Here is a 12,054-nt window from a genome sequence, read left to right as displayed (position 1 = left end):
TAAGTGTCTGAAATCAATGCCAATGCCTGGGTTTCCTCAGGCCACCGCCCGATGGGCTTCCCCGAATTCGTCGTCATCATCGCCTCGATCATGGCGCTGAATCCGCTGGCGATGGACATGATGCTGCCGGCGCTGCCGAACATTCGCTCCGCATTCCACCTCGCCGACGCCAACCGCCCGCAAATGGTGCTGTCGATCTTCCTGGTCGGGTTCGGCGTCGGCCAGTTCGTGATGGGGCCGCTGTCCGACCGCTTCGGCCGCCGGCCGGTGCTGCTCGGCGGCATGACCGTCTATTTCATCGCCAGCCTGCTGGCGATCGCCGCCCCCTCGTTCGAGACGTTACTACTGGCGCGCGCCCTGCAGGGCCTCGGCACCTCGGCGACCCGCGTCATCGCCACCTCGATCGTGCGCGATTGCTACGCCGGCCGCCGCATGGCCAGCGTGATGTCGCTGGCGATGATGGTGTTCATCGCGGTGCCTGTCATCGCGCCGTCGTTCGGCCAGGCGGTGCTGCTGCTGACGCAATGGCGCGGCATCTTCATCGTGCTGATGGCCTATGGCGTGGTGACGCTGATCTGGAGCGCGTGGCGCATGCCGGAGACACTGCCGGTTCCGATGCGCCGGTCGCTTGCCGTCCGCGACATTCTCGACGCCTTCCGACAGACCGTGACCAACCGCCAGACGCTGGGCTATGCGCTGGTCTCCGGCGGCGTGCTCGGATCGCTGTTCGCTTACGTGTTCAGCTCGCAGCAGGTGTTCACCGAGATCTACAAACTTGGCCATTATTTCCCCATTGCTTTTGCCTGCATCGCGATCGGCACGGCGATTGCCGGCTTCGTCAACTCCCGCTTCGTCAACCGTCTCGGCATGCGCGTGATTTCACACGCCGCGTTGCTCGGCTATGTTGCCGTGTCCGCCATCATGCTGGCGGCGGTGAAATTGCAGATGCTGCCCCTGCCGCTGTTCATGGCGCTGTCGGCGCTGATGATGTTTTCGTTCGGGCTGATGATCGCCAACTTCACGGCACTGGCGATGGAGCCGCAGGGCCACATCGCCGGCACCGCCTCGTCGCTGTACGGATCGATCACCACCCTGCTCGGCATCGGCATCGGCACCACGATCGGTCAGGATTACGACGGCACGCTGCTGCCGTTCGCGACCGGCTTCTTCCTCTGCACGCTGGCGTCGCTCGGCGTCGTGCTGGTGGTGGAAAAGGGCCGGCTGTTCAGGCCGCATCAGGTGGCGGGTTACTAGCTTCGCAGGGCGGGCAGAGCCAACGGGTCGCCGATCGACCGGAACCATCATGATCCAGGCGGCTTGGTCTCCAGCAAGGGATAGCCAACACCGGTGTTCGACCGACCCGGGTCTCGATCCAGGGGTTTGAGGCTATCTGCCAATGCCCATGAAACGCTGGAACGAGCGAAGGAACGCAGCCGTATGGCCATCAAAAAACACGGCGTCATTATCGAAACTCCAACGGAAGCTCGTCAGGCCGAGCCTGGACCGTCGATACTGTTTTTGCTCCTCATCAGCCTGAGTATTGCCGTGGTCACGTTGGCAATTGTCCTTTTCGTGTTTTTCCGGACCTGACGCTTACAATTGCATCAGCATAACGCCGGAACGATGCGGGGCACCGGACTTTACCTCTTCAAATCGAACTCCAACCGATGAGCTGGCCCAATGCAAACGCTACCCGTTGACCGCGCGCTGAGCATATACGGCGCCCTTGCGGACCGTTCCGAGACGAAGGGCGCCCGCGAGCGTCTTTCAAGGCATCTTATGAAATTATACGTCGACGGTGAAACGAACGAGCACCGCTTGACCGTGCATGGGTTGTCATACCTTCAAGAGCTGGATCGGGAAAACGATTCCAGGAACTGAAGTTTTCCGGTGTCATGCCTTTTGCGCCAGCCGCTGCTTTCGCAGTGAATTGCGCCGCATGATCCTGGCCTTCGCAGCGCGGACGGCATCGGCTCTGGTCAGTTTGGTTTTCGGCAGTGATGCTCTCAAACGATCCGCTTCGTCCGAGCCGGGCATTGCAGGAAGCAACGGTGCCGGCCTCGTCGAACCGTGATCGACGGGCTGCATGTTCATTGGGCCGGCGCAGCGCGGTTTGCCTTTTTGCATACAGGAATAACGCGTTGCTGCCGGATTAGTTCGACGTCGCGGACCGCACCGGGCTGGCAACCTGCTCGCCAGAGTGCCTTCGACGAAGGCTGGTTCGCAGTTCGCAAAATGGTTCCACGGTCTCCAGTGAATAGGCTGCCCCAACCGGTGCAACCTATGCGCCGGTCGCGCCTTGGTTACGGGAGAACCAGCTTGAGCCGCCTGTTCAACCCATTTTTTGTTCCCCGTGCCCGGCGTCTATTTCCTGCAACGCCTCAGAAAGCCTCAATGAGCTTGATCACCAGAAAAGTCAGCGCCGGACGCACGATGGACGAGCTGCTGGCTTTGCTGAGTGCCGTCGCCTGCTCGATCATGGCCGCATTGTTCATTGCGGCGCTGTATTTCGGCCGGGAAATTTTCGTACCCATCGCGCTCGCTATTCTTCTCAGCTTTGTGCTCGGACCGCCGGTCGGACTGCTGCAGCGCGCCCGCGTTCCCCGCAGCCTGGCGGTCGTGGGCATCGTCTTTCTGGCATTCTCCGTGATCTTCGGCCTGGGCACGCTGATCGCCAATCAATTGACCCAACTGGCCGGAGACCTGCCGGTTTATCAATCGACGATGCGTGAAAAGATCAAGTCGGTGCGCGGCGTCACGGCGAGCAGCGGCACCCTCGAACGTGCGGCGGACATGCTCCAGGAGTTGAGCCGGGAGCTCGACAGGCCAAAGGAGGACAAGTCGGTTCGGGGAGCGATCCCGCGTCTCGGCGCGCCGAATGCTGCCGGAACGACCCTGCCCATTCCCGTTGAAGTGCGCCAGCCCGACCCGGGAGCCCTGGAGAATTTGCGAACCCTGATCGCGCCATTGCTCAACCCGCTGGCGACCACCGGCATCATCATCATTTTCGTTATCTTCATCCTGATCCAGCGCGAGGATCTGCGAAACCGCCTAATTCGATTGGCGGGCTCGCATGATCTGCAACGCACGACGGCAGCGCTGGACGATGCGGCAACGCGCCTCAGCCGGCTGTTTCTGGCTCAGTTGATGATCAACGCCACTTTCGGCGTGATCATCGGGGCGGGACTATCGTTCATAGGTATTCCCAGCGCGATCCTCTGGGGCATTCTGGCGGCCGTGCTGCGGTTCGTCCCCTACATCGGCACAGCCATCTCGGCGGCTTTTCCGCTGGCGTTGGCGGCCGCCCTCGATCCCGGCTGGTCGATGCTCGTATGGACGGTCGTGCTTTTTCTCGGAGTCGGACCGATCATCAGCCAGGTGGTGGAGCCTCTCGCCTACGGCCAGAGCACCGGACTTTCTCCCGTCGCCATCGTCGCGTCAGCGACATTCTGGACCGCATTGTGGGGGCCCATCGGGCTCGTCCTTGCAACGCCCTTGACGGTTTGCCTCGTCGTCCTCGGACGTCATGTCGAGCGGCTCGAATTTCTCGACGTTATTTTTGGCGACAGGCCCGCATTGTCACCACCGGAAATGTTCTACCAGCGAATGCTTGCCGGCGATCCGATCGAGGCGGCAGGAAAAGCCGAAGAATTCCTGAAGGAGAAATCGCTGTCGTCGTATTTCGACGAGGTCGCCCTGAGAGGCCTTCAACTCGCGCAGGCAGACGCCAAGCGCGACGCCCTGGACCAGGCGCGCATGATCAAGATTCGCGACGCCGTTACCGAATTTGCCAGCGACCTTTCCACCCAGGATGATTCGATCCCCGAGGTGACCTCGCCGACCATGGATGCGGAGGCGGCGGCCGCGGTCGAAACCGTCCCGGATGCCGCGATATCAAGCAATTTACCGGTCGTGCAAAAAGCCGATCTACCGCTTCATTGGCAGGGAGAAGCGCCGGTGCTCTGCCTGGCCGGACGCACCCCGCTCGACGAAGCCGCAGCGGTGCTGTTTGCGCAGCTTTCCAACGCGCATGGACTCGGCGCGCGGGTTGAGCCTGCGGACGCACTCTCGTCGACCAGGATCGTGCAGCTGGATTTCAGCGGCGTCGCGATCGTCTGCCTGTCCTATCTCGACGCCAGCAGTCCCGCCCATATGCGCTACTCGGTTCGGCGGCTGCGTCGCCAATTGCCAAAGGCCACGATCATCATGCTCGGTTGCTGGGCCGAGAACCTCGACAAGGAATCGCTGGAAGAACTGCGGGAGGCGGCCAAAGCCGACATCGCCGCGGGGAACTTGCGTGAAGCGATGATGATCTGCCGGACGGCTGCCGGCGTGGAGGAAATCGATGAACCGCCGGACCTCGTTACGCCAGCCCTCAAGATCGCGTAAGAAACCGCTGGATCAACCCAAGCACTTCATCCGGTCTGTCGTGCTGCAGCCAGTGGCCGGCGCCGGCGATCTTGGCGAGTTCGGCGTGCTTGAAATGCGACATCACGCCGGCCTTCTCGGGATCGGGCAGAAAGCTTTCGCTGGCGGCAACCAGCAGCGTCGGGCACGCGATGCGTGACCACAGCCCAATATTGTCTTCGAGCGACAGCCGGTACGGCGCACGCGCCCGCAAATAGGGATCGTATTTCCAGCTGAAGCTGCCGCCGTCGTTGCGCTTCATGCCGTGGGTGGCCAGATGCATCGCCTGCTCGCGCGTCAGCCGCGGGTTGCGGCCGACGATCCGATCAGCGCCGTCGGCCACGGTCGGATAGCGGTGGATCTTGCGCTGCGCCAGCTTGTCGAGGTCGCCGGCCCAATCCGTGATCCTGACGTCGGCGGGCTTTGGGCGCCGCGCCGGAAAATTGGTCACGCCGTCGAGCACGACCAGCTTCGACACGCGCTCCGGAAAAGCACCGGCATAGGTCAGGCTGACCATGCCGCCCATCGAATGGCCGACGATGGCGACCTTCTCAAAACCTTCCGCTTTCACCAGGCCAGTCAGATCGTAGACGTGGTCGGCAAGGCTGTAGCTGGAGCCGAACGCCCAGCCGGAATCTCCGTGGCCGCGCAGATCGGGCGCCACGACGTGATAATCCGCAGCCAGCGCCCGTGCAAGATAATCCCAGCTGCGGGAGTGGTCGAGGCCGCCATGCACCAGCAGCAATGGCGGCGCCTGCGCGTTACCCCAATCCGTGAAATGAAGCTTGAGCCCCTGCGACTGAAAATAGCGCGACTGCGGCGCGTCCGATGCAATATCCATCGGGATTACTTAAGGGCTGGCGCAGGATTGGTCCAGCGCCCGCCCAAGACATCCAGCCACTTATTGCGGCATGGCCGACCGATGGAAATGCACGATCTGCCAATCGGCGCCGCGTTTTGCCACCACGAAAGTGACCCGCCCCGATGCGCTGATCGGGGTTCCGTCTTTGACACGAGTCGTCGTATCGAGACCGGTCACCAGCACGGCGTTGTCAGAGAGCACCATCGATTCATAGCTGTTGAGGGTCGCCCCTCTCGGCCGGTTGTTGAGAAGCGCGGCTTCAAAATACGTTCTGATACCCTCAGGCTTGGTCACGACCGCCTTGCTTCCGGTCCCCATGAACAACGCGTCCGGCGCATAAAGTTTGACGATCGCGTCAACGTCCGACGCCGTGAATGCCTTGGCCCATCTATCGATGATCTGAAGCGCATCTGTTTTCGAATCCGCAGCCGCCGTCGAAATCGAAGCCATCAAAATAAACTCATAAAGAAAGAGACGCATGGCACACCTCCCAATATCTCTGGCGATGGAGGTTACGACAACTCAGGAAAAATCATAGCCCCATGATAGGCGGTGGTGTTGATCGCAATCGCGTGGGGTTCAGTTCAACCGCAACTCGGTGATGTGCCGCGGATCCGGCTTCAGCTCGCCCCGTTCGACGCGCATCACGATGTCGGTCAGCGCTGCATTGGCGCGGCAAGCGATGCCGATCTTCTCGCCCTCGCCGACCACGAAGCCGTTGATGAATTCGATCTCGGTGCGCCGACCCTTCTGCATGTCCTGGCCCATCGAGGGACGTTGCCCTGATGCCGTGCGCTTGCCGTCCGCAAAGCGCTGCTCGTCGCAGGCGCGCATCGCCGCCTCGTCGCCTTCGCCGGCCCGCGCGATCGTCTCCGGTGGCAGATGCAAGATTTCCTCGAGCTGATAGCCGTGGGCCTGGCCGACGCGAATGGCTTCGCTGCCGAGCCGGGTGGAGAAGCGGCGGATCGGCTCGCTCTCCAGCATCTGGCCGCCGGTCATGCCGGTGCAGGCGGAGAGTCCGTTGCCCATGACGTTGGCAACCAGCTTGGACCAGCGTTCGCCCCACAGGTTGCTGGTGACCTTGGCGCTGTCGGTGTAACCGACCAGGTGGCAGATTTCCTCCGCCCGTGGCGTGATGCGGCCGTGCACTTCGCCGGCGCGAAACACCGTGTGCGCGGCCCCGTGCTTGCCGGCGCCGCGGTGGATGTGGCCGGGCTCGGGCAGATTGACCGTGATACTGCTGGCGATGCAGCCGAGCGTCTTGCCCCAGCCGACGATGCCGGCGATCGTTTCTTCATTCATGCAGTTCTGCAGCGACACGACATAGCCGTCCGGCGCCAGATATTGCCGGATCAGCATCGTGGACCAGGCGGTGTCGTAGGATTTCATGCAGACGAAGGCGATGTCGACCGGCGCCTCCTTCGCAAGCTGCTGCGCGTCGGTGACGTGCAGCGCGCGTACCGGAACCGAGAATTCCGGAACATCCATCGCGTGGGTAACGCGCAGGCCGTACTTGCGCATGTGCTCGACATGCTCGGGCCAGGGATCGATGAACGTCACGTCCTCGCCCGCCTGCACCATGTGTGCGCCGGCATATCCACCAACGGCGCCGGCTCCGATGATCGCAATTTTCTTGCCCATGCTTGCCCCCTAGTTCTCTGTTTGGCGTTTCTTGACACATTTTCTTGGCACCGAGGCTAGCGCACTGGCCGGCCTCGTCACAATGGCCGAATGCGTGCGGCAGCTGATCATCGCCATGCGTCAGGCGCGTGAGTTTCATATACTCGCCAAAACGGCGTATACTTGTCCGGACTGGCGCGGGATACGGCCGGAGCCAGGATTGAGGAGAATTTTGTGACGGGAACTGCGACAGCGCAGGCCTTTGAGCCGCGCTACATCCGGCTCGACCCCAACGACAATGTCGCGATCGTGGTCAATGATCTCGGGCTGCCGGCGAAGAGCCGTTTTGCCTGCGGTCTCGAGCTGCGCACCTTCGTGCCGCAGGGCCACAAGGTGGCGCTGTCGGACATTCCCGAGGGCGAGCCGATCCGCCGCTACAACGAGGTGATCGGCACCGCGGCACGACCGATCCTGGCCGGCGAATGGGTCGACGAGGCGCGCATCGACATGCCGACGCCGCCCGAACTCGACAGCCTCGAACTCGCCACCGCCGTCCCGGCCCCGCAGGCGCCGCTTGAGGGATACACGTTCGAGGGCTTTCGCAATCCCGACGGTTCGGTTGGCACCAAGAACGTGCTGGCGATCTCTACCAGCGTGCAATGCGTCGCCGGCACGCTGCAATTTGCGATCAAGCGTATCAAGGCGGAACTGCTGCCGAAATATCCCAATGTCGACGACGTCGTCGGGCTGACGCATAATTACGGCTGCGGCGCCGCGATCAATGCGCCGCTGGCGATCGTGCCGATACGGACACTGCAGAACCTCGCGTTGAACCCGAATTTCGGCGGCGAGGTCATGGTCGTCGGCCTCGGCTGCGAAAAACTGGTTCCCGAGCGGCTGCTGCCGGAAGGGACCGACAGCAGCGTGGTGCGGATGCAGGACGAGACGTTCGACGGGTTCGGCGCCATCGTCGACGCCGTCATGGAAATGGCGGACGCGCGGCTTGCAGTGCTCAACGCGCGCCGCCGCGAAACTTGCCCCGCCTCCGATCTCGTGATCGGCCTGCAATGTGGCGGCTCCGATGCGTTTTCCGGGGTCACCGCTAATCCCGCGCTCGGCTTCGCCGCCGATTTGCTGGTGCGCGCCGGGGCGGCCGTGATGTTTTCCGAAGTCACCGAGGTGCGCGACGCCATCCATCTGTTGACACGGCGTGCCGCCAATGAGGATGTCGGCCGCGCGCTGATCCGCGAAATGGACTGGTATGACGGCTATCTCGCCAAGGGCGACGCCGACCGCAGCGCCAACACCACGCCCGGCAACAAGAAGGGCGGGCTCGCCAACATCGTGGAGAAATCACTCGGCTCGATCGTCAAATCAGGCACGTCAGCGATCGTCGACGTGCTCGCTCCGGGCGAGCGCGTGCGCAAGAAAGGCATGATCTTCGCGGCAACGCCCGCCAGCGACTTCATCTGCGGCACGCTGCAGCTTGCGTCGGGAATGACGTTGCAGGTGTTCACGACCGGGCGCGGCACGCCCTATGGGTTGGCCGCCGCCCCCGTCATCAAGGTCTCGACGCGCACCGAACTGGCCCGGCGCTGGAAGGATTTGATCGACTTCGACGCCGGCCGCATCGCCACCGGCGAAGCGACGATCGAGGAAACCGGCTGGGACCTGTTCCGCCTGATCCTCGATGTCGCGAGCGGCCGCACCAAAGTGTGGTCCGACCGCTGGGGCATCCACAACGACCTCACGCTGTTCACGCCGGGGCCGGTGACGTGAGCTGCAGAAGGCCGACTCAGGTGCGATTTAAGATGTCTTAACCATTGGCCCGACGAGCTTGTTCCTGCCGGCAGGCCTGCGCCGCGCGCGCAAGCCACCGGACCGTTGCGCCCGGCGCTTCAAATCATGCGATTTATTTAAGCGAACATTACGGAATCTAGCATAGGCAAAAGGGGCAGCACCGCGCGCATTGGCCGGCGTCATTGAGGAGCCCTGTTTTGCAGCCCTTCCCAAAAATTACTGGCCGCCACTATTTTGCGATTTTCGTACTGGCTTCGGTCACGCTGTCCTACCAGATCCTGATCACGCGGTTCTTCAGCGTGATGCTGTATTACCATTTCGCGTTTGCGGCGATTTCGCTGGCGATGCTCGGGCTGACCCGCGGCGCGATGGAAGTTTACAACAACCCCACCCGCTATGCGCCCGAACGCGTTGGAACCGAATTCGCGCGCCACGCCTCCTGGTTTGCCGTTACCGGCGTCGGCGCCATGATCTGCTTCTTGTGCGCACCGGTGCTGGTTCCGCTGGAGTATTTGTGGCTGGCGCTGCTGGCCTCGACGATCGCCTTCGTGATCCCGCTCACCGAAAGCGGCGTCTGCATCACGCTGCTATTGACGCGCATGCCCTACAGCGGCGGCTGGCTCTATGCTGCTGACCTCGCCGGCGCAGCGCTCGGATGCCTCGGCATCATCTTCGTACTGCTGGTGATCGATCCGGTCAGCGCCACGCTCGGCATCGGCGCGATGGCCGCCGGCGCGGGCTGGATGGTGGTGCGCGGCAGCGGCGATGTTCGCACGCTGCGCCTCAGCGGCGCCGTGGCGTTGTCGCTGGGAGCCGCCGCGATGGTGCATGCGGCGCTGGATGTCTCCGGCAAGAGCCATCTCGGCGTGTTCTGGGCCAAGGGCGCGCAACAAACCGGAACGCTGTTCGAGCGCTGGAACACCTATTCACGCGTCCGCGTCACGGCGATGGGCGAATCCGTGCCGTTCGGCTGGGGCTTTTCGCGCACGCCGACAACCAAGATCGATCAGAAGTATCTCGACATCGACGCCGATGCCGCCACCGTCATCACCCGTTTCGACGGCGACCTCGGCAAATTCGGCTATCTGAAGGACGACGTCATCAACGGCGCCTATCTGGTGCAGCCCACGGCCGACGTCGCGGTCGTCGGCGTCGGCGGCGGCCGGGACGTTCTGTCCGCGCTTCTGTTCGGCGCCAGGAAAATCAGCGGCATCGAGATCAATCCGGCGATCTTCGAAGTGCTTACCGACAAGTTCGCCGACTTCTCCGGCCATCTCGACAAGCAGCCCGGCGTGTCCCTGATCAACGCCGAGGCCCGCAGCTACATCAACCATTCCTCCGACCGCTACGATCTGGTGCAGATCTCGCTGATCGACACCTGGGCCGCGACCGCCGCGGGCGGACTGACATTGACGGAAAACCGGCTCTATACCGTCGAGGCATGGGGCGATTTCTACCGCGCCCTGAAGCCGCGCGGCATGCTGTCGGTCTCGCGCTGGTACGACCCGGACACCCATCGCGGCGAATTCTATCGCCTGGTCTCGATCGCGGCCGAAGCCCTGCAACGCAACGGCGTGCCTGCCGCCGGACTGAAGGATCATTTGATCGCACTCAACGTCGGCAATATCGTCAACGTGATCACGCGGCCCGACGCCTTCACCTCAGCCGAATGGCGGGCCGCACGCACGCGGCTTGAGGCCCAGGGTTTCAAAATCCTGATGGGGCCGGATGTCGCCTTCGACGCCGTGACGACAAAGCTGACTTCCGGCACGGCGGATGCGGCCTACTTCGCCTCGCTGCCGGAGAACGTCACGCCGTCCACCGACGATAATCCATTCTTCTTCTACACCGCGCGCTTCGGTGATTTCGTCGCCGCCCCGATGTCGGCGCGCACCCACAACAACACCGCGATCACAATGACGCTGGCGCTGATCGCGGTGGCGCTGGTGGCTTGTCTGTTCTACGTCGTCGGGCCGTTCATTCGCCTCGCGCGCACGACGCCGCTGGCGACACTGACGCCGCCGGTGACGTTTTTCTGCGGTATCGGCATCGGCTTCATGCTGATCGAGATATCGCAGATGCAGCGGCTGATGGTGTTTCTGGGCCATCCGGTCTACGGGCTCAGCGTCGTGCTGTTCACCATCCTGCTGTTCGGTGGACTCGGCAGCACCACGGTCGGCGCGCGGTCTCCCCGGGCTCGCGAAGTCATCACCCGGCTGGTCGCGCTGCTCGCGACACTCGCGATTGCCGGGCTGCTGACGCCCGCATTGACGACCTGGGCGCGCTCGGAAACAACGGGCATGCGCATCGTGCTGTCGATACTGCTGCTGGCGCCGCCCGCGTTCTGCATGGGCATGATGTTCCCGCTGGGCTTGAGCATCTGGCGCCGCCAAAGCGAATTGCACCCATATTTCTGGAGCGCCAACGGCATCATGTCGATGCTGGCGTCGGTGCTGGGCATGGCGCTGTCGATCGAGTTCGGCATCGCCAATACCTACGCGCTCGGCGTCGGTCTCTATGTCGTCTGCGCGTTGATGATCGCTGTCGCCGGCCGCCAGATGAGCCGCATGGCGCTGTTTGCCGCAAGGCCGGCGATCAGCCCCGCGATGGTTGCGGACGCGCCGTCGATCCAGCCGAAGCAGGCCGAAACGCCGGCGATAGCAGCGCGCACCAGCGAGGTCGCCGGCTGACGGCGATCTGGCGGGCTGAGCGTTCTGGTGACCTATTTCGATTCCTGCATCGCCGCGTCATAAGCACGGATCGTTGCCTTGGCGCGTTCGGCGACTTCAGCCGCGGTCATTCCCGGCTTGTAAAGGCTGGTGCCGAGCCCGAAGGCGTGAATGCCGGCCTTGGTATATTCCGCAAAATTCTTGTCGGAGATGCCACCCACCGCGGCGATCATCAGGCCTGCGGGAAGAACGGCGCGGATCGCTGTTATGCCCGACGCGCCAAGGACGCCGGCCGGAAAGAATTTCAGCGCAGAAGCCCCTGTCTTCGCCGCCAGCAACGCCTCCGTCGCGGTAAAGACGCCGGGCATCGTGACCATGCCGCGGCCCCAGGCGGCGGCAATGACATCAGGGTCGACGTTCGGGGACACCATCAGCCGCCCGCCCACGTCATGGAGCCGCTCGACATCCTCTGGCGTCAGCACGGTGCCCGCACCGATCAGGATGTCGGCCGGGGCTTTCTTCACCGCGATCTCGATGGAGCGGAACGGATCCGGCGAGTTGAGCGGGATCTCGATCGCCGTCATGCCGTGTTCGATCAGCACGTCGACGATGCCCTCGGCCTCTTCGGGTTTCACGCCGCGCAGGATCGCAACCAGCGGACGCTTCATCGACGGGAATGGAACAGGGTTCACAAAT

At 63.0% G+C, this 12,054-nt stretch carries 9 protein-coding genes; 5 read left to right on the top strand and 4 right to left on the bottom strand.

Features of this window, described 5'->3' with window-relative positions:
- Positions 1-3 precede the first annotated feature (3 nt).
- The 3 genes from ABIE49_RS31000 to ABIE49_RS30990 all read left to right on the top strand — a co-directional run bounded on the left by ABIE49_RS31000 (position 4) and on the right by ABIE49_RS30990 (position 4,389).
- Positions 4-1,254 (top strand): multidrug effflux MFS transporter, encoded by a 1,251-nt coding sequence (locus ABIE49_RS31000; protein ID WP_354067093.1) that lies wholly within the window; start codon positions 4-6, stop codon positions 1,252-1,254.
- 183 nt (positions 1,255-1,437) lie between these two features.
- Complete coding sequence (locus ABIE49_RS30995) at positions 1,438-1,590, top strand: hypothetical protein (RefSeq protein ID WP_192735170.1); 153 nt, start codon at positions 1,438-1,440, stop codon at positions 1,588-1,590.
- Positions 1,591-2,394: 804 nt separating this feature from the next.
- Positions 2,395-4,389, top strand: coding sequence for an AI-2E family transporter (locus ABIE49_RS30990; RefSeq protein WP_192735251.1), 1,995 nt, complete (start codon positions 2,395-2,397; stop codon positions 4,387-4,389).
- On the opposite strand, the gene ABIE49_RS30985 is transcribed toward ABIE49_RS30990, so the two are convergent.
- The 3 genes from ABIE49_RS30985 to ABIE49_RS30975 all read right to left on the bottom strand — a co-directional run bounded on the left by ABIE49_RS30985 (position 4,376) and on the right by ABIE49_RS30975 (position 6,910).
- Positions 4,376-5,248, bottom strand: coding sequence for an alpha/beta fold hydrolase (locus ABIE49_RS30985; protein ID WP_192735171.1), 873 nt, complete (start codon positions 5,246-5,248; stop codon positions 4,376-4,378). The two genes, ABIE49_RS30990 and ABIE49_RS30985, sit on opposite strands and share 14 nt — an antisense overlap.
- A gap of 60 nt (positions 5,249-5,308) precedes the next feature.
- Positions 5,309-5,749, bottom strand: coding sequence for an SgcJ/EcaC family oxidoreductase (locus ABIE49_RS30980; protein ID WP_192735172.1), 441 nt, complete (start codon positions 5,747-5,749; stop codon positions 5,309-5,311).
- Positions 5,750-5,848: 99 nt separating this feature from the next.
- A complete protein-coding gene (locus tag ABIE49_RS30975) occupies positions 5,849-6,910 on the bottom strand; it encodes a ketopantoate reductase family protein (RefSeq protein WP_192735173.1) in 1,062 nt (353 codons plus the stop codon).
- Between the two features lie 213 nt (positions 6,911-7,123).
- On the opposite strand from ABIE49_RS30975, the gene garD reads away from it, so the two are divergent.
- Both garD and ABIE49_RS30965 read left to right on the top strand, forming a co-directional pair.
- Positions 7,124-8,668, top strand: a complete 1,545-nt coding sequence (gene garD, locus ABIE49_RS30970) for a galactarate dehydratase (RefSeq protein ID WP_192735174.1) — start codon at positions 7,124-7,126, stop codon at positions 8,666-8,668.
- Positions 8,669-8,886: 218 nt separating this feature from the next.
- A complete protein-coding gene (locus tag ABIE49_RS30965) occupies positions 8,887-11,379 on the top strand; it encodes a hypothetical protein (RefSeq protein WP_354067092.1) in 2,493 nt (830 codons plus the stop codon).
- Between the two features lie 32 nt (positions 11,380-11,411).
- Here ABIE49_RS30965 and ABIE49_RS30960 read toward each other — a convergent pair whose 3' ends face one another.
- Positions 11,412-12,050 (bottom strand): 2-dehydro-3-deoxy-6-phosphogalactonate aldolase, encoded by a 639-nt coding sequence (locus ABIE49_RS30960; protein WP_192735175.1) that lies wholly within the window; start codon positions 12,048-12,050, stop codon positions 11,412-11,414.
- Between the last annotated feature and the right edge of the window lie 4 nt (positions 12,051-12,054).

The organism is Bradyrhizobium sp. OAE829, from assembly GCF_040546575.1.
In the GTDB taxonomy this organism is placed as follows: Bacteria; Pseudomonadota; Alphaproteobacteria; order Rhizobiales; family Xanthobacteraceae; genus Bradyrhizobium.
This window is presented reverse-complemented; position numbering and strand designations above follow the sequence as displayed.

Bases quoted from the DNA above. Each gene is read 5' to 3' on its own strand.
- ABIE49_RS30995 (WP_192735170.1), top strand. From the start codon at position 1,438: ATGGCCATCAAAAAACACGGCGTCATTATCGAAACTCCAACGGAAGCT.
- ABIE49_RS30990 (WP_192735251.1), top strand. From the start codon at position 2,395: ATGAGCTTGATCACCAGAAAAGTCAGCGCCGGACGCACGATGGACGAG.
- ABIE49_RS30985 (WP_192735171.1), bottom strand. From the start codon at position 5,248: ATGGATATTGCATCGGACGCGCCGCAGTCGCGCTATTTTCAGTCGCAG.
- ABIE49_RS30980 (WP_192735172.1), bottom strand. From the start codon at position 5,749: ATGCGTCTCTTTCTTTATGAGTTTATTTTGATGGCTTCGATTTCGACG.
- ABIE49_RS30975 (WP_192735173.1), bottom strand. From the start codon at position 6,910: ATGGGCAAGAAAATTGCGATCATCGGAGCCGGCGCCGTTGGTGGATAT.